This window comes from Halonotius roseus, from assembly GCF_006861655.1.
GTDB classification, from domain to species: domain Archaea; phylum Halobacteriota; class Halobacteria; order Halobacteriales; family Haloferacaceae; genus Halonotius; species Halonotius roseus.
In genome coordinates this window covers 408,775-429,623 of the sequence record NZ_SESI01000002.1, presented here as the reverse complement: position 1 = coordinate 429,623, position 20,849 = coordinate 408,775, and the positions used below count along the sequence as shown (strand labels likewise).

The following is a 20,849-nucleotide window of genomic DNA, read 5'->3' as shown; positions in this document are numbered from 1 at the left end:
CGTTAGGCCACACTCCGGCTTTCGATGACGATCCCGGTGCCGGAGCGCACCGAGAACCCGATGCTGTCACCGACCTGTTCGCCCATCCCGGCGAACCGCTTTACCGAGATCGATCGCCGGGTCTCGCTGCCGACCTCGGCCATCTCTAGCTCGATGAACACATCAGCGATCGACCGGAAGGGGTCAATCGTGTCGTCGTCGACCGTTGAGGGGTCGACGGTGATGATGATAACCTTCCCCATCGAGATCATATCTCGGAAATACGAGATGATCTCAAGGGCCGCCTGCCGCCCCTCGTCGTTGCGCACGAGGGATTCGAACTTGGGATCGTTACGGAGGATCGCATCGAAGGTGTCGATGATGATCACCTCTGGCTCCCACATCGCCTCGGCGTCCATCAGGCGTTTGAGCAGCTCCTTGCGCTCCTGTTCGCCGTCGCCGCGGAGCGCGCCACCGCTATCGAAATCCGCGCTCAAAAACAGCAGTTTCTCTTCGAGCAGTTCGGAGGTGATATCGTAGGACAGCGAGTGCATCTGGTTAATAAACCCGCTGACGGTCAGCTCCGTCGACAGGTAGGTTACTGACGTGTTCTCCTGTGTAAAGCCGTAGGTAAACCGCTGGCTCAGCGCGCTTTTGCCCGCACCGTAGTCGCCTTCCATGAGCACGATACTGCCAGGCGGAAGTCCGCCACCGAGCTCGGCGTTCAGCTGGTCGTGGCCTTCGAGCCCGATCGACAGGATATCGCGGCGTGTGGTGCTCATTGGTTAGTTCCTGAACTCATATACTTCCTCATCGCTATTGATTGTTATGTATAATCTATTATCTCCAGTATTGACATAACTATTGTCGATTTCGATCGCCATCACATCGCCGGTGCGGGCTGTCGTCCGGTCGCCGTTGGCGTCGGTGACGGTGAACCCGCTGTTCGGGACGAAATCGCCGTTGAGCACCATATCGATCGAGTCGGGTTGTATGAAGATCCCCTGTGAGCCGGTGTTGCGGACGTGAACCGTGAGGTTTCCGTCGCCATCGATTGTGGGATTTCCAGGGTCGCTCACGATATCGATATCGGTTCGTACCTGTTGGCTGACATCGAGACTGCCGTCCTCGACGGCGTTGCTGACGCGTTCGACCCCGGTTGTCAGCGTGCCGGCCACCCCGGCGGCGACGACAAGGCTGGCGATGAAGATGATCAGGTGGGAAACAGAGACACTAGCCATCGTTAGGCCACCGTTGATGCACTCACGCCGTGTTCGGTAACGACACGAATGTCATCCCCGTTAGTGAGGCTCACACTCGGATCAAGCGTCAGCGTCTCGCCTGGAAGCCAGAGTCCGGTCGTGCTATCTCCATCGATATCTGTCCCAACCGTACTTCGTTCCTGATATGCCCCATTGATGACTAGGTCGGTTTCGTTGATCGAGAGTGCTGTTGACCCTTGATTGACGACATCGACCGCACTATTACCTCCTGTGGTGCTGACGGTGCTGATCTGAATGTCGCTGTTGGCTTGGTCGAGTGCGCGATCAGCTTGGTCGGCATCAGCCGCCTGCACGCGCTCGTAGCTGTTCACCATTGCTGGGTAGAAGATGCCGAGGGCTAAAAACAACCCGGCGAAGATGACTGCGGTCGCGGCACTGACGCTAAAACCCATTGTTGTCTGGGGTGAAGCTGTCCCAGCGGTCGATAATGACCGATGTCGCGGTGGTGCCGTTGAGCTGCATGATGTATTTCAGACTGTGGATGTGGTGTTCGCGCGTTAGGTACTCCGTACCGGGCCGGTCGATTTTGTTGCGATCGACGTTGCCGAACCCGGAGAGGAACGACCGGAGATGGTCGGCGACCGCGGGGTCGACCCACTCGATTCGCTCGTAGTAGTTGACCGCGCGTGCGGCATCGGTCACCGTCGACTCGTCGACGAGGAACTCCAGCCACTCCATAATCACGAGATCGCCGAGGTAATCGCTCGGCAGCGTCGTGAGGTAGGGCTTCTCGCGGGCCGTCGAGAGGTGATCGGAGGTGACGTACTCGAAGTCACCCGCACCGCGCTCCTGGATCGGTGACAACGGCCGTGAGCCACCGGCCTCCTCGTGGTCACCGCGGGCCTCTCCACCAGCTGTTTGTGACTGCTGTCCGGCTGCCTGTTGTTGCTCTTGTTGTTGGGTCTGTTGGTCGTCCATCTGTTGTTGTCCGGCTGCTTGTTGTTGGGTCGACTCGGCGGGATCGGCCTCTGGTTCATCCGCGGCGTCGGCTGGCTCCGGATCGCCGCCGAACTCATCGCCGAAGGTGTCGCCGTCTTCATCGAAGGCATCCTCGCCTTCGTCGAAGGCATCTTCGCCCTCGTCGAATGCGTCGTCGCCCTCATCGAAGGCATCTTCACCCTCATCGAAGGCGTCGTCTTCGTCATCAAAGCCTTCCTCGAAGTCGTCGGCTTCGTCGTCCTCGAAGCTCTCATCGAACGCCTCGGAGTCGGCGTCCGCCTCCATCTCCTCATCGATGTCGCCTTCTCCCTCTTCATCGATGTCGTCTTCGTCGGCCCATTCTGCATCACCGGAGTCGTACTCGTTTTTCAGTTCGCTGAATGATTTTTCGCCGGACATATCTTGATCACTTGCATCTCCTTCGAGGTCATCACCAAAGTCATCTTCGCCGTCAAGGTCGTCCTCGAACCCCTCTGAACCGTCGTCAAGGTCATCTTCGAACCCCTCATCGCCATCGAGGTCATCGGCGAAGTCATCCTCGCCATCGAGGTCGTCGGCAAACCCATCGTCCTCCTCGTCGAGATCGTCGGCGAAATCGCCTTCGCCCATCTCGTCTAAGCTCTCCTCCATATCGCCGGCGTCGGCATCCTCGTCGTCGGCCTCGATCTCCTCTTCGGTCAGTTCGTCGTCAAAGAAGCCGTCGGCCTCGGCGTCCATCACCGAGTCATCGACATCCTCTGCCTGACTCTCGTCGTCATCGTCGAAGAGGCCGAGCCCACCGCCGTCGCCGTCGCCACCGCCAAACCCGCCGGCACCGCCACCACCGCCACCACCGTCGTCGACGAAGGGGTTGATGCCACGAGTAACCATCTCGTAGATGTCAAGGAGATTGCGGACATCCTCTTCGACCTCCTCGACGCGTTCGCTGATCTCGGTGTTCTCCTCGCGGATGGTGCCAACTGTCGAGGAGAGATCGGATACCTCAGTTTCTAACTCCTCGACTTGGTGGGCGATCTCGTCGGTGTTGCCGCCGCCACCGCCACCGAAATCGCCACCGCCACCGCCGAAGTCGTCATCCATCCCACCACCGAAGTCATCGTCCATCCCACCGCCGAAGTCGTCGTCCATCCCGCCGAGATCGTCATCCATCCCGCCGAGATCATCGTCCATCCCGCCGCCAAGGTCATCGTCCATTCCCCCACCAAGGTCGCCGTCCATACCCCCGTCGCCGCCGCCCCCACCGGCTTCTTCCTCGCCTTCGAGGATGCGGTCGATGATGCTCGCCCCGACCAAGCCGATGGTTGCGGTCGTCACAGCCCACACGGAGAACGCTCCCCCCAACTGAGAGCCGATCTCAAACGTGGGTGCTGCGACGAGGAGTGCTATGCCGAGACCCATTGTAACGGTTTATCACCACCGATATACTTGAAACCACCCATTTAACTCTCAGCATTGATAGTTCCCGTCAGACACATATCACAACTGATATTTCTATCCGCCCTTAGATCGTCTGTGTCGTGTTGTCGTCGGCCGTCTGGATCACCACCGACTCGTCTGCCGGATCGAAGCGGATCGATCGCCCGTGGCCGCCGCCGACATCGGTTCCTGCCACATCGATCCCGTAATGCTCGAAGGCCTGTTTTGCGGCGGCGATGTTGCGGCTGCCGATGCTGTCGCCGTCCGAGGAAAACGACAGCATCTCGCTGCCACCGACAACCCACCCCTCCAGCCGGCGTTTGCTTGCGCCCGCCTCGACCATCTTCTCGATCAACAGCGGGAGCCCCGTGTCGACGAACTTCGCGGGGTTGCCGTCGCGGCTCTCGGCGGCCGTCGGAAGCATGACGTGGATCAACCCGGACACGTCGTTGAAGCCATCCCGGAGCACGATCCCAAGACAGGAGCCGACCCCACTGGTCGACAGCCGTGTGTTATCGGTTACCACGGCGTACTCCGCGATGCCGACCTGTTTCGTTGGTGGGCTGTCAGCGCGCCGCCGATCCCGTGTCACGCGATCCTCCCGGCGATTAGTCCCGTGCCGGCAGTGCCGACAGTGCACGGGCGAGTTCTCGCTCGTTGGGCAGTGCGTAGATGTCACATTGTCCCGTGTTGCCGTCGATCTCGATCGTTGAATCGATGACGAAGGCGTAATCCTGCTGTTGGCCGAGCTTACCGACGACAGGGCTCATGATCGACTCACCCATGTCGTGGACGAAGTTCGGCGGGGAGTGTTCGATGCTCGTCTGGAGGACGTTTGCCCACCCATCGATGAAGCCGCTGGTCATGATGTTGCCGAGCTCCTTGATCGCGCCTTCGGTCATTTCACCGATCTCCTCTTCTGCCCCCCCGCCGGGCATCATCGCATTGGCGATCGTTGTCGCGGAGTCCTCGCCGAACAAGACGACGAGATAGCCGCTGGGCAGCCCCGTGAGCTCGAAGACAACGCCGACAAACTGGTCGTTGCCGACCTGTTTCGGCACGCCGCCCAGCGGGACAAACCGCAGTCGACTCACGTCGACGGTGGTGTCGAGGCCGGTCATCATCCCGATCTGGTCGGCGGCATTGCCCGCACCCTCCTTTGCCAACTCCTCGAAGGTGCTGAGTCGGTTGACCGGGATCTGGTTGCCTTGGTCGTTGCCCGACAGCAGTTGGACGAACTGTCGGTACTCCGGCAGCATGTACAGGGAGAAATCAAGATCGACATCCATCCCGGTCAGCTTGCTCTCAAAGAGGAACACCCCGTGTTTTTTGGCGGCCTCGATGGCCTGATCCGGGAGGATGCGCGGCCCGTTGGCTTCGGTGTACCGCGGCGGTGTCATGTTGATCGCCGTATCGAGGTGGTTCGCCCAACCATCGATAAAACCGCCGATCATGATGTTGCCGAGCTCGGTCACGCTGCTTTTCGCCAGCCGCTCCTCGGAGTCGCCGTTGTCGGTAACGCCCATGAGGAGGTCTTGGAGTTTCATCGCGCGCTCGCGCTCGAAGGCCAGCACGGTTTCGCCTTCAAGCCCTCCTTCGAGCCCGAGTTCGACGCCGACAAACGATCGGTCGGTGAACGTCTCTGCGAGCACGTTTTCGGTGACGAGACTCACGTCTGTCACATCGACATCCATCTGGACGCCCGCGAGCTGCGACAGCGACTCCGCGGCGCGCTCGGCGCCCTGTGACGCGAGGTGGTTGAACTGCCCCAGCTCGCGGATATCGACCTTCATGCTAGGCTGGAATGACGTCGTTGATCTCGTTGAGGACGTTCGGTTTCTGGAACGGTTTGGTGATGTATCCCGACGCGCCGGCCTTGATCGCCTGCTTCATCTTCTCCTCTTGGCCGACGCTGGTACACATGATCACCTTGGCGTCGTCGTAGGTGTTCGTGATCTCGTTTGTGGCTTCGATCCCATCCCGTATCGGCATGACGATATCCATCATGGCGATATCGGGCTCCTCTTGCTCGTAGAGGTCAACCGCCTCGACGCCGTTTTCGGCTTCCCCGACGATTTCGAAGTCGTCTTCGAGTATCTCCCGGAGCAGGTTCCGCATGAACTCCGAGTCGTCAGCGATCATCACACGCTTTGCCATATATCGAACATAGGACACCCGAGGTAATATAAACGCTCCCCTATAGCTATCATGTCTGAAAGGAACCCCGGCCGATCACCGGGTGTCTGACGGTGGCACGGTGAACGATCCCTCCTCGCGGATCGCCGCCAGCAGATCGCTGATCGAGTCATCGGGGCCCAGCTCATACTGCTTGAGCATCGCGTAGACGCTCTGTACCGGATACTCGACCTCAAGTGTACTGCCGGCAAGGATGATCCCGAGGGCGGCCTCCGGCTCCATCTCGTCGGTTGTCTGTTCTGCGTACCACCGCAACAGCCCCTCCAAGGTTTCAGCGACATCGTCGGAGCTCATTCGCCCGCGTTTGACATCCCCCTCGATGTTGACCGTGGCATCGAACCCATAGGAGGTCTCCGTGGAGGTCAGCGACTCCGCGAGAAACTGGCTAACCGTCTGTTGGGTTAACTCGACGGCCGGCGGCTCGGCTGGCTCCGTGTCGTCGGTGTCTTCCGATCTCTCAGCTGGCGGCTCGGAACCGGAATCGCTCTCATCGTTGTCGGCTGTCGGTTCCTGATCACCGTCGTCGGTATCGTCCTCGTCGACTTCGTCTTCGTCGGTCTCGTCGGCTGTTTCGTCCGCGTCTGTTTCACCGGCTGGCAGTTGTGTCTTGTCGCCGCTCGACTGCTCGCGTTGTTCTGCGTCTGGACTGTCAGGTGTCCCCTCCGCCGAGACAACGTATCGACCTTCTGAGAGCGATTCGACCTTCGGATGATCGGTGATATCGAGCTCGTCGGGAGCAAGAATCCCTTTCTCTTCGGGCTCGTCCGCTGGATCATCCGAACTCATATCGATGACTTCCGTCGGTATGATAAAGAGTGTTGTCCTCGATTCCCTCGAATATTCCACTGATCAGGCCGTAGCGACGTGGCCGACTACCCTGAAGGGTGCTACTGGCCTTCTCCGTTGAGCGTGGCGGCATCGGGGCCGTACCACCGGTAATCGCTTTCGGTTGGCTCCTCACCAGCTGGGATGAGTGCAGCCTCGATATTGTCGCTAAGACTACTGATCGTATACACGCCTGGGATCGAGAGAATAAATGCTCCGCCAGCATCGCCCGGCGGAATACCGTTGTACGTTTGTGAAAGGGTTTCTTCGGGATTTTGTTCGAGCAGCGCGCTCACCTCCTGTGGCCGTGAGTAGATTCGCGCATAGAGAGTTCGGTCGACCGATTCATCGGTCGGATTTGAGATCTGACCAGTCACCTGTCCTTCGCCAGCGTTCGTTTCGATCCCGATCCGGGTGATCTGTGGTTGTGCGGGTTCCTCGTCCTCAGAGCCACCGCCACCAAGTAGCCCGCTGCAGCCAGCAAGTCCGGCTGTGACCGCTGTGCTTCCGGCTACCAGGAGTCGTCGTCGATCCATACGATGCCCAATTCGTACAATGGTAATAATTGTTGTCGTGGCGACCGAGAGCTATCTCCTGTAGTTGGTCGGCATAGTGCTGCCGCTATCAGTGTGTTCGATAAAAAATGGGGAAAAGAATCGCGGTCAGCTTAGAGGATGTACGACTCGTTGTCGAAGATCCGGCGTGGCGTCTTCAGCTCCGTGTACGTGTTACCGCCGGCGGGAGCCTGCGCGATGATTTGGACTGTTTCCGAGGATTCAAGCGTATCGATGCCGTTCTGTGTGTCAAGCTGGAGTTGGACAACCATCAGATCCTCCTGATCCGCGAGGATCTGGGCACCATCTTCCAAGCTCTGTTTCGAGTAGAGATCGAGTGCCCCGTTTGTGTTTTCGTTTCCGCTCACGACTGTCGCATTCCCTTGCGGACTGGAGATCGTGTACGACGCCTCGCTGACATTTATCGGATCGGAGCCCGATGCCAGTCGCAGCGTCGCGTTCAGCGTTTCGATCTCATCGTCAGTGTCTTCATTGATTCCGACGATTTCTCCAAACTGGACGACATTGCTGACTTCGGCAGTCGTCTCTTCACCTGTTTGCTGTGCTTGTGCTTGCAAGAGGCCTGCAGTGTTGATCAGAACACCGGCCGCGATCGCTGCGACCAGAACCATCGCGATGAACACGATGAGTGTTCCGATCCCCACCTGACCTCGGTCGTCTGTGTTGAACATGGTTTGGTACGCCTGAGCCCGTAATTGGACCAGACGGTACCAAAACGATGACAGTGGATGGTTATAAAAATGACTACCAAATTATCTGTACTGATAATAGTGCAATTGGTAGTGACTGTCCCTGTAGCTAACAGCAATCGACAACCAGAATTGATCGGATCTGTCGCCACTCTTGGCAGTAGCGGTTTTCGCATTCCTTCGGAAAAGCCCTGAACGAGAGTGTTCAGGCGCAGACGTACCAAACCCATACACAGTAACCCGGTACCAGTGATGCCGACGTTACTGTGTTAACATTGACCCACGTGGAAGCGCGGGTCGTGACTCGCAGCTGCGATTAGAGGATGTATGATTCACCCTCGTTGATTCGCCGTGGTGCTGACAGTTGCTTGTACGTAGTTCCACCTGCAGGTGCTTGGGCAACGAATGTTACCTCATCGTTGTCCTTTAGGGGTTCCAGATTCCCCTGCGTGAGGTCGAACTTAACGACCGCAAGATCCTCTTGCTCTGAGAGGATGTCTGTTCCATCCAAGCTTTGTTTCTCGTAGATATCAGTAACGACGTTGCCGGATCCATCTGGGTTTCCGTTGACGACAGCTGCATTCCCGTTTGTTGATAGCGTGTACGATGCCTTGCTTAGGTTGATCGGATCGGAGCCTGATGCAAGGCGAATGCTAACATTGAGTTGATCAATCACCGGATCACCACTTCCTCCGGTGCTGGTGTTTTCGCCGACGACCTCGCCGATCTGAATAACATTACTGACCTCGGCGGTCGTCTCTTCGCCTGTTTGCTGTGCCTGTGCTTGTAGGAGGCCAGCGGTATTGATAAGCACGCCTGCAGCTATCGCTGCAACGAGCACCATCGCGATAAACACGATGAGCGTACCTATCCCTACCTGGCCGCGGCGTTCTGTGCTGAACATGGTTGACCCCGCCTGAACCCACTGAAGGTCAGACGTTAGGCTACCTTTGTTGGTACATGATAATAAAAATGACGGTGATCCGGCCGCTATATTATGTCCCGAAGTAATAAAATCTCAGTTCAAACCGATGATTCAACCGATCGATCATCGGTCACGAGGACACTCACCCCACAACAAGCCAGCACCGACGGTTCAACGCATCCCTGTCAGAGGATGTATGAGTTACCGTCCTTGATCCGGCGGGGTGCTTTGAGCTGCTTGTATGTACTCCCACCCGCGGGGGCCTGCGCGATGAGGGTGATCGTATCCGACTCCCCGAGTGGATCTAGCTCGGATGATTCCTCCAGATCGAACTGGACGACCATGAGATCCTGCTGCTCCGAGAGGATGCTTGTCCCATCCTCAAGGCTTTGTTCCTGGAACAGCGAGATCGCGTCGTTTGTCTGGTTGTTTCCGTTGATCACGGCTGCACTGCCGTTTGTTTCGACTGTATAGGAGACCTCACTCAAGTTAACCGGATCGGAGCCGGATGCGAGCCGAACGCTCGCGTTGAGGACATCGATCGTCCCATCGCTGGTGCTGTCTTCACCGATCACCTGATTGATCTGGACGATGTTGCTGACCTCGGCGGTCGTTTCTTCGCCGGTTTGCTGTGCTTGTGCTTGGAGAAGGCCGGCCGTGTTGATGAGGACACCGGCCGCGATCGCAGCGACCAGTACCATCGCGATGAACACGATGAGCGTCCCGATGCCGACCTGACCTCGGGTGGTTGACTCGAACATAGTGTGACTTGCCTGACCCGGAACAGGGCAGGCGTTACCTGAACACCAACCGAGGAGTTACATAAAAATGAGCTTCAAATTATCTTTTCTGAGAATAATGTAATCCAAACAGAATTAAGTTGGGTTGGTGATCTTGTAGGAGAATACTGGCCAAATCGAGCCAGTTACTGGATCCTAATACCGAACTGACTCTGCTAATTATCGAGTAGCGATGTTACAAGCACGATACAGCCAAAGTAGAATCCGAACGGTAGTTGTAAATACTTTAGTGGGAGAACTGGGGCCTATGAGAGGATGTAGGACTCATCTGTGTCGATCCGCCCCGGTGCTCTCAGTGTGGCGTATGTGCTCCCCCCTGCTGGGGCCTGCACAATGAATGTTACATCATCACCGTCTTCGATAGGGTCGATACCCTGTATTGAATCAATATCAAATTCAACAGCCATCAAATCTTCTTGCTTTGCCAGAATCTCTGGTTTATTATTGAGTCCCTGAACCTGATAGAACTCTATATTATTATAATCTTCATTCCCTTGAATCACCCTTGCACTCCCATCGGTATCGATTGTGTACGAGGCTTTGCTCAGATTGATTGGATCAGCACCGGCTGCCAGCCGCATTGTGATATTTATTGTATCGATCTTTGCTGGGCTAGAGCTAGTTGAATACCCAACCGCTTCACCGATCGCTATCCGATCACTAACCTGTGCCGTTGTTTCTTCACCTGTGGACTGTGCTTGCGCCTGTAGGAGACCAGCGGTGTTGATCAGAACCCCCGCAGCGATAGCTGCGACTAAGACCATCGCGATGAACACGATGAGGGTACCGATACCCACTTGACCCCTGCTTGCTGTGCTGAACATGGTGTGTTCCCCCGACTGGATACCGCCCGCACTCCAGTCTGATACCATCACGTTAGACGGCTATGGTGTTAAAACTAACGACGATCCATTCTGCTCTGTGCGCCGGCTGGTAATACAGCACTACTCGGGTGATACAGCCAAATAAACGACTTGACTGGGGTGGTATCGATTACTAACATCCCACCTGTGCTGTCGTTGATTAACCGCATCCTAACTATTAGCCGTGATAGCTCCGATTGTCACACCTCCTATCTTCCCACCACCGATACGCTTTTTGCTCAGTCGCTGGTAGTTATCATAGAATGGCATCGGAGGAGCTTATCGAGGTGCTTGGCAACAAGTACAACACGGACATCCTGTCGGCGACGACCGAGCCGAAATCTGCCCAAGACCTCAGCGACGAACTCGACGTGCCGATCGCCACCTGCTACCGGCGGATCGATGAACTCACCGACGCCGATCTGTTGACGCTCCACGATCGGCCGCTGTCGGATGAACACCGCCGGATCAAGGTCTACCGCCGGAACGTCGACAAGGTCGAGGTCAACTTCGATGGGGGTGTCTCCGTCGATATCGCCGAACGCTCGGCGGTGAAAAACAAACTCGACGATGTCTGGCGGACGATGTCGAACTAATATCGATTAAAACGACGGCCCATCGTTGCCGGGGCCGGATTCCCCAGCCATCATCGAAAACCCGCTTGCCTTCTCGTAGACTGTGATCCCGCCGTCGCTGATCTCCATCGGGAAGATGTCGGTGTCGATATCCTGTTTTCGCATCTTGGCAACCCAGACGTATCGATTGACCCCGGAGTCGGTCGGCGTCTGGATGAAGTAGATGTTGCCGTCGGTGAGGAAATTTTCCAGGCCGATCTCGGTGTCGGGAAACACCGCCCCCTGTTCGTTGATCAACAGCGAGGTCAGGCCGTGTTGTTTGAGGATGTCCGAGAACTTCAGCAGGTAGGTGCGTTTCTCGCGTTCGTCCTCGAAAAACAGCTGGAACATCGTCAGCGAGTCCAAGACGAGCCGGTCGTACTCCGACTCGGTAAACACCTCCAGCAGTCGATCCATCGTTTCGCTGAAGTTGCCGTCTTGGAGCATCTCGCGTTTGTCGTAGATCTTGATGTCGTCGTTGTCGACAAGCTCACCAAACCGATCGAAGCCGATCGATTCGGCGGCAAGCCTGATGTCCTCGGCGTTTTCCTCAAAGGAGATGTAGATCCCGCGCTCGTCGTGGTCAACGACACCCGAATACAGGTAGTTGATCCCAAAGAGGCTCTTGCCGGTGCCGGGATTGCCGCTGACGAGGACGGTCGCGTTGTTGACGATCCCCCCGCCGAGAATCGAGTCGAGGCCGTCGACGCCGGTTTGTACTGTCTCTGGCATGCGGAGCCATACGACCGCCCCCTAAATGAGCCCACCGGCTCCGGAGCCCCACCGGCCGCAGTGCATACCTTTATTTCTCTGAAACATCCATACATGCCCAGAGTCGTCAGACGACTGTCTGACACGGATTTATGCTGCGTCATGAGCCTCACAACACATATGCGGGTGGATAGCGTCCGACCGGCCGATCATACCGGGGTGGAGCCGTGGGTGGGCCGACGATGAGCGACGAAACGATCCTCGTAGTCGAGGACGATCCGACCGTCACCCACCTCTACAACAAGTTCCTCGAACCGGAGTACACCGTCGTCACGACGACGACCGCCGCGGAAGCGATCGATGTGCTTCACGGTGAGACCGCCCCTGACGGCGAGGAGCTACCGGACTCGATCGATGCTGTCCTCTTAGATCGGCGGCTCCCGGACGAACCTGGAGAGGTCGTTCTCGACGTTATCGAAGAGGAAGCGATGGAGTGTCGTGTGGCGATGGTCACCGGTGTTGAGCCCGACTTCGATATCATCGATATGGGATTCGATCTCTACATCCTCAAACCCGTCACGCGGGATGAGCTAATGGAGGCCGTCGACACGCTGTTTACCCGATCGGAGTACGGCGATCTGCTACAGGAGGCGGCGTCGCTGGCCTCGAAACGCGCGTTGCTCGAATCGCAGAAATCCGATTCCGAACTCGAAGCCAGCGACGAGTACGACGAGCTACTCGATCGTCTCGAAGCCCTTGACGACGAACTGCTTGATCTCGCCGACACGCTGTCGGCCGACGATTACCGCGTGATGTTTCGGGATATCGGCGGCCAATAATTCCTTACGACGACAGCTGCTCGCCAACGATCTCGTCAGCAACAGCGACGAACGCTGCTTGTTCTCCGGCCGGGATCGTCGCCCCGGCTGCCACGTCATGGCCGCCGCCGTCGCCGTCGACCGCGCGGGCGGCATCCCGCATCACAACCGAGAGATCCAGCCCCTCGGCGGTGAGCGCGTGGTTTCCGCGTGCGGAGACCTTGATCTCCTCGTCGGAGTCCTCGGCGAACCCGATGATCGGCTGATTCCGGCTGATCCCCGATTCGCCGATCGCCATGCCGGCGATGATGCCGACGATCGTCGCCCGGATCTCGTCGCCGGCGTCGAACCACTGGATGTTGTCCTCGGTGGTGACGCCCTCGTTTGTGACCCAGTCGACGCCCTGTGAGAGGTTTTTGCGGTGGTTTCGGAGCAGCGTTCGGGCCTGCTCAAAGGCTTCCTCGCGGTCGCCGAGACAGACCGCCAGCCCGACATCCGCGCGCTCGTACCGGGCGGTCGCGTTCAACAGCGTTGAGAACTCGCTGGCATCCCGCAGGACGGTGCCGGGCTCCTCAGCGGCCAGCTGGTAGCTCGTCCCGACGAGATCGTCGATCCGATCGGCCGGCACGCCGCTGGCGACCGCGCGTTGGATCAGCGCGCTGAGTAGCGTCTGTCGTTCCTCATCGGTGAGATCGACCCAACACCGCCAGCCGTCGTCGGTTTCGAGCTGGAGATCCAGCTCGGAGAGAAACTCGATCGCGCCCGCGGTGTCGTTTGAGATCCCCGGGATTCGGGCCTCGGTCGCGTACTCCAGCAGCTTCGGCAGCGGCCGGGTCTGTTTGCCGTAGAGGGTGATGTCGGTGCCGGCCTCGACGACGCCGGCGGCGACACCCTCCTCGACGATCCCCTCGTTTGCACCGGTCAGCCCGTCGACACCGGCCTGTCGGTCGCCGACCGCGCCGACGACCGCGAGGGCCGCGAGATCGCGGTTGTCTCGGGCCGGCTCATCGGTCACTGACGCGTCGGCGGTCACGCCGCCATCCGTCGCTGACTTGGTCTTTCCCAACGCGCGTGCGAGAACATATGTTGCACCGGCCCCCGAGAGTTCGGTCGCGCCGTCGAGCCCATACAGCAGCGGATTGAGATGGTACTCGGTCGTCGCGTCGGCCGGCTGGTGGTGATCGGCGATCACCGGCGTAAAGTCGCCAGCAGCCTCGTGGTCGGCGATGATATCGAGCTGGCCGCTGCCGAAATCGGTGAACAACGCGGTGTCGTGGTCGGTTGCGGCGATCGCGGCGATCTCATCCTCGTCGAGCTGTTTGGCAAACACAGTTTCAAAAGGAATCCCCGCACGCTCGAGTGCGGTCGCCGCGATGGCGGCACTCGTCAGCCCGTCGGCGTCGATATGCGAGGCCAGCAACACGCTATCGGCCGCCAGCAGCCGTTCGGCGCAGGCGGCCGCCGGCTCGGCGAGTTCGGGAACGGGGCTCGAAGCCATCGACTGTGGCTTGTGCGGTATCGGATATAAGCCTCCGGCTCTAACTCGATGTGATATTCAGCAGCTTCAGAAGAGAAGCAGTTGTAGAAAGCCCTCGACGCGATCGACTCCCGCGGCTCGTTGCGCGCTTCGTCGCTCGCTGCGCTCGCTCCTGTAGTGCTTACGTCGCCGGGGTTCGTCGATCGCGTCTCGCCCTTTCAGTCCGCCAGGAATGCGGTTAACCCGAGAGCTACTCCTCATTCCGTGTAACTCGGGGCGGCCGCCTCAACAACCCGGGTTGCCAACGCCTCGAAGGTCGCCTCCTCGGGGACGATGTCGACATCGATCCCGTGGTCGACCGCGGTTTCTCGGGTCGGCTCGCCGATCGCGCCGACAACAGCCCCATCGAGTCCGTCGACGGCGGCAGCCTTCAGTCCGCGGTCGGCGGCAGCATCGAGGAAGTGTTCAACCGTCAGCGAGGAGGTGAACGCGACCGCCTCAAGCTCGCCGTTGGCCGCTAACTCGGTGCTCTCGCCGGCGCCGGCCGGCCGAACCAGACGGTAGAGAACCGTTTCGGTCACGTTCGCGCCGGCCTCTTTCAGCCCATCCAGTAGCACCTGACTGCCGTGATCACTACGGGCGACGTTGACGTGGCTGTCGGCGACCTCCTCGGTCAGCAACTCGACGAGGCCAGCGGAACTGTATGTCTCGGGCTCGCGGTCGACCGTCCAGCCGGCGTCGGTGGCGGCGGCGGTCGTCCCGGAACCGATGCTGACAAGCGTCACATCGCCGGGCTGCCAGCCCGCCTCGGCGGCAAGTTCGATCCCGGTTTTGCTTGTGAAGACGACGTAGTCGGCGTCCGACCGCGGGGCCGCACCGGTCGGTTCAATCTCTAGCATCGGGTCGGCTATCGGGGTCGCTCCCAGCGAGTCAAGGAGTTCGACGGCCGTGGTCAATCGGTCATCGTCAGGCCGAAAGACGGCCACGCGAACCTCCTGGCTCATCGGTCGGCCGCCCCCGACTGGGTGTCGTCGCTCCGATTCAACAGAAAGTCGACAACCTCCTCCCGGGTCGCAGCCACGTCGCCGATCACGGTGATCGCCGGCGGTTCGATCCCGACCTCGTCGCGTACCTCGACGATGGAATCAAGGGTGCCGGTGGCGACGGTCATCTCCGGCCACGTCGCCCGCTCGACAAGAGCGACCGGCGTCTCGGGAGCCATCCCGGCATCCCGCAGTGCCTGGGTGTACAACGGGAGCTTTCCAACGCCCATCAACACGACGAGCGTCCCGCCGGTGTCGGCCAGTGCCTCCCAGTCGACGGCCGATTCATCCTTGCTTGGATCCTCATGACCGGTGACAAAGGAGACACTGGAGACATGATCGCGGTGGGTCAGCGGCACCCCGGCAACACCGGGGGCGGCGGTCGCTGAGGTGATCCCGGGGACGACCTCGAAGGGGATCTCGTTGGCCGCGAGATGTTCCATCTCCTCGCCGCCGCGGCCGAAGACGAACGGGTCGCCACCCTTCAGCCGGACGACAGTTTTGCCCTCTTCGGCGAGCTCGACAAGCCGGCGGTTGGTGTACTCCTGTGGCGTCCACTCGCCGTCGGCGCGTTTGCCCACGTCTTCGCGTTTGTGTTCGGGGATCGCTTCGAGGATCTCCGGGCCGGGAAGCTTGTCGTGGAGGACGACATCGGCATCCGACAGCAGGCGGTTTGCCTTCACGGTCAGGAGCTCCGGATCGCCGGGGCCGCTCCCGACGAGGTAGACCGTCGCTGGCGCGTCAGTCATCGTCCTCCTGTGTTCCGGGGTCGGTTGTGGCCGCGTTGGCCGCGGCGGCGTCGATCAGCTCGGCAGCCCCTCGCTCGCGCAGCTCGGCGGCGAAATCGGCGGCCGCCTCGGCGTGGTCGGTGACCGGGAGATCCCGCGTTGCCTCGACCGTCTCCTCGCCGTCGGGGCCGAGCACCTGTACGCGCGTGTGGACATACTCGCCTTGCAGGATCGCGTTGACGCCGATCGGCGCGATACAGCCGCCGCCGAGCTCGGCCAACACCGTTCGCTCGGCGGTTGTTTCGATCCGGCTGCGAGGGTGGTCGACGACCTCTCTGAGCTGATCGATCACGTCGCTGTCGACGGCGGTGACCGCGATCGCGCCCTGGCCGGGTGCGGGGACGAACCGCTCTCTGGGCAGCCGGTGGGTCGGGACGGTCTCAAGCAGGTCGCTGCGCTGGAGGCCGGCCTCCGCGAGGACGATCGCATCCATCTCGGTGTCGACCTTCCGACCCATCGCGTCGCGTTCGAGGTCGGTGAGATCGTTGAACCACTCCTCGGGTGAGCGGTCGTAGTCCGCGTCGTCAGCGTCGGCGTCGGTGTCGTCGTCAGCGTCGTCGACAGCGTTGTCACCGTTGTCGACAGCGGCCGCGTCGCCGACGATCTCGTCGAGTTTGCCGACCGCTTCGAGTCGCGCCTGGTGTTCCCGTTGCAGCGACGGCGCGAGCAGCTTTTCGAGGCGGGTGTCAACGTTGCCCCGGAGGGCGACGATCTCCAGATCCGGGCGGGCGGCCAGCAGTTGGGCCTTCCGCCGGAGCGAGCTTGTGCCGACGATCGCACCCTCGGGTAGGCTATCGAGATCGCGGCCGTCGGGTGTGACGAGCACATCGCCGGATGGAGCGCGTTCGGGGACGGCGGCGACGACAAGCTCGTCTGGCATCTCGGTCGGCATATCTTTCAGAGAGTGCACTGCCGCGTCGAGGTCACCCGTAAGCACCTTCTCATCGAGCGCGCGGACGAACGCGCCGGTCTTCCCGAGGCGGTGGATCAGCTCATCGCGGATCTGGTCGCCTCGGGTGTCGACCTCGGTGAGCGTCACCTCCCGACGTCGGGAGTCGAGCGTGGATTTGACCGTCGTCGCCTGCCGGCGGGCGAGCTCCGAGCCCCGCGTTGCGAGTCTGACGGTCGTGGCTGATGACATACAGCCCTCTCTGGGCTCACCGTCTAAAAGCCCATCAGTTCCGGCAGCGACCTACAGGGCCTCGGCGTAGGCGGCAAGGGTTTCCTCGATGTCGGCCTCGGTGTGGGCATAGGAGACGAACTGCGATTCATACTGGTTGGCCGTCAGGAAGACGCCCTGGTCTTTCATCGCCTGCCAGAACAGCCGCTCCCACCGCTCGGTGTCGGCGTCGGCAACGTCCGCGCCGGTCTTCGGGCAGTGATCGTAGTGCGGACAGTCCGGATCCTGTTGACAGCCCGCGCCACACTCCCCTCCCCGAGCTGTCGCGCCATCACGGGTAAAGATCACCTTGAACATGCTGTCGGTACCGACGACGGTGTACTCCGGGGCCTGCTCGGCCAAGATATCCCGGAGGCCGCTCCGAAGCTGCTCGCCGAGGCTGTTGACATGGTCGTAGACATCGTTTTCGGCGGCGTACTCCAGGTTCGCCAGCCCGGCGGCCATCGTCACCGGATGCCCGGAGAACGTTCCCGACTGGAACACCTCGCCGGAGGGCGCGAACTGCTCGATGAGCTCGGCGCGGCCACCGATCGCCCCAACCGGGAACCCGCCGCCGACGATCTTCCCGAACGTCGTCAGATCCGGTGTGATCCCGAACTTGCCTTGGGCACACTGGAGGCCGCCGACCCGAAAGCCGGTGATGACCTCATCGAAGATGAGCAACGATCCGTGGTCGTCGCAGAGCTCTCGGAGGGTGTCGTGGAAGCCATCGACGGGCATGACGATCCCCATGTTGCCAAGGATCGGCTCGGTCAGGACGGCCGCGATGTCGTCGCCGTGCTCTTCGAAGACCGCTTCGGCGGCTTCCGGGTCATTGAACGGCACCGGCAGGGTATGCTTGGCGAACTCCTCAGGGATACCCGCCGTCGAGGGTCGTGGGTTGTTGGCGTCGCCCTCGACGAGCGTTGACTCCTGGGCGCCGTGGTAGCCACCCTGCATGACGACGATCTTGTCGCGGCCGGTGTGGCCGCGGGCGAGTCTGACCGCCGAGACGGTTGCCTCGGTGCCGGAGTTGACGAATCGCAGCATCTCGACGCTCGGGACGTGGCGGGCAACGAACTCCGCGAGTTCGACTTCGATTTCCGTTGGCGCGCCGTACATCGGCCCGTCGGCGGCGTGGGATTGGATCGCTGCGGCGACCGGCTCTGGGAGATCATGGCCGTACAGCAGCGGGCCATACCCCATCACATAGTCGAGATACTTGTTGCCGTCGGCGTCGACGACGTGGGCACCGTCGCCACGTTCGATAAAGAAGGGATACGGCTTGGTCGCCCGCACCGAGGAGTTGACACCGCCGGCCAACACCGAGAGGGCCCGGCCGTACAGCTCGCGTGACCGCTCGTGGTTCATACCGGCTTTTTTCGCCCCCCGAACTTGTGGCTATCGACAGGGCATCGTTGCGGCCGACCGTGTGACAGCGGCTATTCGAGTGCTGCCGCTTGTGAGGTGATCGAGTCGTGAAAAGGAACGACAGGCCAGAAGCCTGTCAGGTGAATTGACGGGAGTATCGTCGGATTCGTTGGGCTTGGTGTGGTGAAATCAGTCAGCGGTGTGTCCGCAGTTGTCGATCAGACCGCTTCGGTACCCTCCTTACCGGTGCGGATCTGGATCGCGTCCTCGACATCGAGGATGAAGATCTTGCCGTCGCCGGGCTCGCCGGTGTTGGCAGCCTCCTTGATCGCGGTGGCAACCTCCTCGGCGTTGACATCGGCGACGACACACTCGATTTTGACCTTCTGGTGGAGATCGACCGTGTACTCCTCGCCGCGCCAGCTACCCTTTTTCGCGGGTTGGCTGCCACGACCGGAGACGTTGGTGACCGTCAGCGAGGGCGCGCCGACCTCGGCGAGCGCCTTCTTCACGTCACCGAGCTTCTCCGGGCGGACGACCGAGAACACCATCTTCAGATCGGCTTCCTCGCCGCCGTCGGTGCGGATCTCACGGCCGCCGTCGGTTCGGAGTTCGACATCCTCGCCGCCGTCGGTGCGGATCTCCTCGTCGTCAGTTGGGCCGAAGCCGTCGGTGGCAACGCGGTCGCCACCGAACTCGGGGTAGGTCTCGACGCCGTGCTCGGCGAGATCGAGGCCATCCTGCTCGTGATCGGGGGTGACGCGTGCCTCACCCATCGCTTTGAACACGTACCAGATGATCGCGGTCGCGGTGAGCGTCCAGCCGCCGATGATGACGACACCGGTAAGCTGGGCGATGAACTGACCGCTGATCGAATCAACCGCGCCCGGCACCGCAACGAACGGCATCAGAAGCGTCCCGAGCACGCCAGCACTGCCGTGGACGGGGAAGACCGCACAGACATCGTCGATCTTGAGCCTCTCGGAGACGAACTCGAAGACGATCGGCAGCTGCGCGCCGGCCAGCAGGCCGACGACGATGGCACCCCACCAGGAGGTGGTGTTCGTGATCGCGGTGATGCCAGCCAGTCCGGCGAGCATCCCGTTTGCGGTGTACAGCGTATCGACCTTGCCGGATTTGAGGTAGGCAACGCCGGCCGCACCGATCGCGCCTGTCGCCATGGCGATCGTCGTCGTCATGACGATGAGGCTCAGCGTGTTCGCGCCGTCACCGAGATCGAACGCTCCGGCGGTGCCGACGTTGAAGCCGTACCAGCCGAAACACAGCATCAGCGTGCCGAGAACGGCGAAGGTCATCGAGTGACCGGGGATAACGTTCAGCGAGCCGTCATCGCCGTAGCGATCCATCCGCGGGCCGAGGATCGCGGCGGCCGTGAGGCCGGCGATACCGCCCATGCCGTGGACGATCATGCCGCCGGCGAAGTCAGCGAAGGCGTAGCCGGTGAGCTGTTCGACAAGTCCCGCGCCGGGGGATGACCACGTCATCGCAATGACCATGGGGTAGATCACCGCGGCCAGCAGGAACGTGTAGGTGACGTAGGCGCGGAGCTTTGCGCGTCCGGCAACGGCACCTGAAACGATTGTTGCGGCGGTCATGGCGAAGACAGCACCGTAGAACCAGCTGACGTAGCCGCCGGAGCCGGCGGCGGGCGCAAAGCCGCCACCGGTCACGAGGCTGGTAAAGCCGGTGCCGATCAGGAAGAACACCGTGACGCCGACCGCCCACGTCAGCATGTTCTTCGTAAGCTGGTTGGCGACGTTCTTCGAGCGAACCTGCCCTGCTTCGAGCATGGCGAAGCCCGCGTGCATGAAGAAGATCAGGAACGATACCGTCAGGATCCACGTGTTGTTGATCGCTTCGACCGCTGTGGCTAGCTCTGTCATTGTTGTTGCTCCGTTGAACTGCGTGTGCTTGGTTTACAATTCGGTTTCATTTTGTGATCACGCCGTGTGTTTGTGCTCTGAATCACGGTCGTGACTCATGGAGCGGATATATATAATGGTAACCGTTTACAATTCAAGAAATAGTACCCAAATTATATACGAGCGTCAAATATGAAACCAAATAATATGCATATAAGGTTGCGGATGCTCGATGCGGGAGCTGTCTGTCGCCGAAAAACGAAACAGATGTCGACCGACCATGGCGACCGTTTCGTCTGGAGATCACGGCACCGCCGCCGGCAGACACGGGGCGGCGGCACGTCTCGCTGATCGATCACCACAACGCTTCGCTGATCGATCACCACAACGCTTCGCTGATCGATCACCACAACGCTTCGCTGATCGATCACCACAACGCTTCGCTGATCGATCACCACAACGCTTCGCTGATCGATCACCACAACGCTTCGCTGA

Annotated in this window: 22 protein-coding genes; 2 read left to right on the top strand and 20 right to left on the bottom strand. The window is 60.2% G+C overall.

Features of this window, described 5'->3' with window-relative positions:
• Positions 1-2: 2 nt before the first annotated feature.
• The 13 genes from EWF95_RS08295 to EWF95_RS08235 form a co-directional block, all read right to left on the bottom strand.
• Positions 3-761 (bottom strand): ATPase domain-containing protein, encoded by a 759-nt coding sequence (locus EWF95_RS08295; RefSeq protein WP_142443595.1) that lies wholly within the window; start codon positions 759-761, stop codon positions 3-5.
• Positions 762-764: 3 nt separating this feature from the next.
• A complete protein-coding gene (locus tag EWF95_RS08290) occupies positions 765-1,220 on the bottom strand; it encodes a flagellar protein G (RefSeq protein WP_142443594.1) in 456 nt (151 codons plus the stop codon).
• Positions 1,221-1,222: 2 nt separating this feature from the next.
• Positions 1,223-1,654: a flagellin gene (locus tag EWF95_RS08285; RefSeq protein WP_142443593.1), complete on the bottom strand. Its 432-nt coding sequence runs from the start codon at positions 1,652-1,654 to the stop codon at positions 1,223-1,225.
• Entirely contained in the window at positions 1,644-3,599 is a 1,956-nt protein-coding gene (locus tag EWF95_RS08280) for a FlaD/FlaE family flagellar protein (protein ID WP_142443592.1), read from the bottom strand. Before EWF95_RS08280 ends, EWF95_RS08285 begins: the two co-directional genes overlap by 11 nt.
• 103 nt (positions 3,600-3,702) lie before the next feature.
• Positions 3,703-4,209, bottom strand: a complete 507-nt coding sequence (locus tag EWF95_RS08275; protein WP_142443591.1) for a chemotaxis protein CheD — start codon at positions 4,207-4,209, stop codon at positions 3,703-3,705.
• A gap of 16 nt (positions 4,210-4,225) precedes the next feature.
• Positions 4,226-5,410 (bottom strand): chemotaxis protein CheC, encoded by a 1,185-nt coding sequence (locus tag EWF95_RS08270; protein WP_142443590.1) that lies wholly within the window; start codon positions 5,408-5,410, stop codon positions 4,226-4,228.
• Between the two features lies 1 nt (position 5,411).
• Positions 5,412-5,774, bottom strand: coding sequence for a chemotaxis protein CheY (cheY, locus tag EWF95_RS08265; protein WP_142443589.1), 363 nt, complete (start codon positions 5,772-5,774; stop codon positions 5,412-5,414).
• A 75-nt stretch (positions 5,775-5,849) separates the two neighbouring features.
• Complete coding sequence (locus EWF95_RS08260; protein ID WP_142443588.1) at positions 5,850-6,599, bottom strand: DUF7500 family protein; 750 nt, start codon at positions 6,597-6,599, stop codon at positions 5,850-5,852.
• Positions 6,600-6,700: 101 nt separating this feature from the next.
• Positions 6,701-7,174, bottom strand: a complete 474-nt coding sequence (locus EWF95_RS08255) for a hypothetical protein (protein WP_142443587.1) — start codon at positions 7,172-7,174, stop codon at positions 6,701-6,703.
• A 131-nt stretch (positions 7,175-7,305) separates the two neighbouring features.
• The gene (locus EWF95_RS08250) at positions 7,306-7,884 is read right to left on the bottom strand and encodes an archaellin/type IV pilin N-terminal domain-containing protein (RefSeq protein WP_142443586.1); all 579 of its coding nucleotides are present in this window, start codon (positions 7,882-7,884) and stop codon (positions 7,306-7,308) included.
• Positions 7,885-8,218: 334 nt separating this feature from the next.
• A complete protein-coding gene (locus EWF95_RS08245) occupies positions 8,219-8,806 on the bottom strand; it encodes an archaellin/type IV pilin N-terminal domain-containing protein (RefSeq protein ID WP_142443585.1) in 588 nt (195 codons plus the stop codon).
• A gap of 206 nt (positions 8,807-9,012) precedes the next feature.
• Positions 9,013-9,588 (bottom strand): archaellin/type IV pilin N-terminal domain-containing protein, encoded by a 576-nt coding sequence (locus EWF95_RS08240; protein ID WP_142443584.1) that lies wholly within the window; start codon positions 9,586-9,588, stop codon positions 9,013-9,015.
• Between the two features lie 284 nt (positions 9,589-9,872).
• On the bottom strand, positions 9,873-10,451 hold the full coding sequence (locus EWF95_RS08235; protein ID WP_142443583.1) for an archaellin/type IV pilin N-terminal domain-containing protein: 579 nt from the start codon (positions 10,449-10,451) through the stop codon (positions 9,873-9,875).
• A 302-nt stretch (positions 10,452-10,753) separates the two neighbouring features.
• On the opposite strand from EWF95_RS08235, the gene EWF95_RS08230 reads away from it, so the two are divergent.
• Positions 10,754-11,086, top strand: coding sequence for an ArsR/SmtB family transcription factor (locus tag EWF95_RS08230; protein ID WP_142443582.1), 333 nt, complete (start codon positions 10,754-10,756; stop codon positions 11,084-11,086).
• Positions 11,087-11,092: 6 nt separating this feature from the next.
• On the opposite strand, the gene EWF95_RS08225 is transcribed toward EWF95_RS08230, so the two are convergent.
• Positions 11,093-11,836, bottom strand: coding sequence for an RAD55 family ATPase (locus tag EWF95_RS08225; protein WP_142443581.1), 744 nt, complete (start codon positions 11,834-11,836; stop codon positions 11,093-11,095).
• Positions 11,837-12,057: 221 nt separating this feature from the next.
• On the opposite strand from EWF95_RS08225, the gene EWF95_RS08220 reads away from it, so the two are divergent.
• Positions 12,058-12,654, top strand: coding sequence for a HalX domain-containing protein (locus tag EWF95_RS08220; RefSeq protein ID WP_142443580.1), 597 nt, complete (start codon positions 12,058-12,060; stop codon positions 12,652-12,654).
• A 4-nt stretch (positions 12,655-12,658) separates the two neighbouring features.
• Here EWF95_RS08220 and EWF95_RS08215 read toward each other — a convergent pair whose 3' ends face one another.
• The 6 genes from EWF95_RS08215 to EWF95_RS08190 form a co-directional block, all read right to left on the bottom strand.
• Positions 12,659-14,131 carry a single-stranded-DNA-specific exonuclease RecJ gene (locus EWF95_RS08215; RefSeq protein ID WP_142443579.1) on the bottom strand — a complete coding sequence of 491 codons (1,473 nt, stop codon included), beginning with the start codon at positions 14,129-14,131 and terminating at the stop codon, positions 12,659-12,661.
• 236 nt (positions 14,132-14,367) lie between these two features.
• Positions 14,368-15,114, bottom strand: a complete 747-nt coding sequence (locus EWF95_RS08210; protein ID WP_142443578.1) for a uroporphyrinogen-III synthase — start codon at positions 15,112-15,114, stop codon at positions 14,368-14,370.
• On the bottom strand, positions 15,111-15,902 hold the full coding sequence (gene cobA / locus EWF95_RS08205) for a uroporphyrinogen-III C-methyltransferase (protein ID WP_142443577.1): 792 nt from the start codon (positions 15,900-15,902) through the stop codon (positions 15,111-15,113). The genes EWF95_RS08210 and cobA overlap by 4 nt, the downstream gene beginning before the upstream one ends.
• Entirely contained in the window at positions 15,895-17,082 is a 1,188-nt protein-coding gene (gene hemC / locus EWF95_RS08200; RefSeq protein WP_142443576.1) for a hydroxymethylbilane synthase, read from the bottom strand. The genes cobA and hemC overlap by 8 nt, the downstream gene beginning before the upstream one ends.
• Positions 17,083-17,133: 51 nt before the next feature.
• Positions 17,134-18,471 carry a glutamate-1-semialdehyde 2,1-aminomutase gene (hemL, locus tag EWF95_RS08195; protein WP_142443575.1) on the bottom strand — a complete coding sequence of 446 codons (1,338 nt, stop codon included), beginning with the start codon at positions 18,469-18,471 and terminating at the stop codon, positions 17,134-17,136.
• Positions 18,472-18,689: 218 nt separating this feature from the next.
• Positions 18,690-20,375: an ammonium transporter gene (locus tag EWF95_RS08190; protein WP_142443574.1), complete on the bottom strand. Its 1,686-nt coding sequence runs from the start codon at positions 20,373-20,375 to the stop codon at positions 18,690-18,692.
• Between the last annotated feature and the right edge of the window lie 474 nt (positions 20,376-20,849).

Excerpts from the sequence above, each read along its gene's own strand:
- EWF95_RS08295 (WP_142443595.1), bottom strand. The coding sequence starts at position 761 with ATGAGCACCACACGCCGCGATATCCTGTCGATCGGGCTCGAAGGCCAC.
- EWF95_RS08290 (WP_142443594.1), bottom strand. The coding sequence starts at position 1,220 with ATGGCTAGTGTCTCTGTTTCCCACCTGATCATCTTCATCGCCAGCCTT.
- EWF95_RS08285 (WP_142443593.1), bottom strand. The coding sequence starts at position 1,654 with ATGGGTTTTAGCGTCAGTGCCGCGACCGCAGTCATCTTCGCCGGGTTG.
- EWF95_RS08280 (WP_142443592.1), bottom strand. The coding sequence starts at position 3,599 with ATGGGTCTCGGCATAGCACTCCTCGTCGCAGCACCCACGTTTGAGATC.
- EWF95_RS08270 (WP_142443590.1), bottom strand. The coding sequence starts at position 5,410 with ATGAAGGTCGATATCCGCGAGCTGGGGCAGTTCAACCACCTCGCGTCA.
- cheY (WP_142443589.1), bottom strand. The coding sequence starts at position 5,774 with ATGGCAAAGCGTGTGATGATCGCTGACGACTCGGAGTTCATGCGGAAC.
- EWF95_RS08260 (WP_142443588.1), bottom strand. The coding sequence starts at position 6,599 with ATGAGTTCGGATGATCCAGCGGACGAGCCCGAAGAGAAAGGGATTCTT.
- EWF95_RS08255 (WP_142443587.1), bottom strand. The coding sequence starts at position 7,174 with ATGGATCGACGACGACTCCTGGTAGCCGGAAGCACAGCGGTCACAGCC.
- EWF95_RS08250 (WP_142443586.1), bottom strand. The coding sequence starts at position 7,884 with ATGTTCAACACAGACGACCGAGGTCAGGTGGGGATCGGAACACTCATC.
- EWF95_RS08245 (WP_142443585.1), bottom strand. The coding sequence starts at position 8,806 with ATGTTCAGCACAGAACGCCGCGGCCAGGTAGGGATAGGTACGCTCATC.
- EWF95_RS08240 (WP_142443584.1), bottom strand. The coding sequence starts at position 9,588 with ATGTTCGAGTCAACCACCCGAGGTCAGGTCGGCATCGGGACGCTCATC.
- EWF95_RS08235 (WP_142443583.1), bottom strand. The coding sequence starts at position 10,451 with ATGTTCAGCACAGCAAGCAGGGGTCAAGTGGGTATCGGTACCCTCATC.
- EWF95_RS08230 (WP_142443582.1), top strand. The coding sequence starts at position 10,754 with ATGGCATCGGAGGAGCTTATCGAGGTGCTTGGCAACAAGTACAACACG.
- EWF95_RS08225 (WP_142443581.1), bottom strand. The coding sequence starts at position 11,836 with ATGCCAGAGACAGTACAAACCGGCGTCGACGGCCTCGACTCGATTCTC.
- EWF95_RS08220 (WP_142443580.1), top strand. The coding sequence starts at position 12,058 with ATGAGCGACGAAACGATCCTCGTAGTCGAGGACGATCCGACCGTCACC.
- EWF95_RS08215 (WP_142443579.1), bottom strand. The coding sequence starts at position 14,131 with ATGGCTTCGAGCCCCGTTCCCGAACTCGCCGAGCCGGCGGCCGCCTGC.
- EWF95_RS08210 (WP_142443578.1), bottom strand. The coding sequence starts at position 15,114 with ATGAGCCAGGAGGTTCGCGTGGCCGTCTTTCGGCCTGACGATGACCGA.
- cobA (WP_142443577.1), bottom strand. The coding sequence starts at position 15,902 with ATGACTGACGCGCCAGCGACGGTCTACCTCGTCGGGAGCGGCCCCGGC.
- hemC (WP_142443576.1), bottom strand. The coding sequence starts at position 17,082 with ATGTCATCAGCCACGACCGTCAGACTCGCAACGCGGGGCTCGGAGCTC.
- hemL (WP_142443575.1), bottom strand. The coding sequence starts at position 18,471 with ATGAACCACGAGCGGTCACGCGAGCTGTACGGCCGGGCCCTCTCGGTG.
- EWF95_RS08190 (WP_142443574.1), bottom strand. The coding sequence starts at position 20,375 with ATGACAGAGCTAGCCACAGCGGTCGAAGCGATCAACAACACGTGGATC.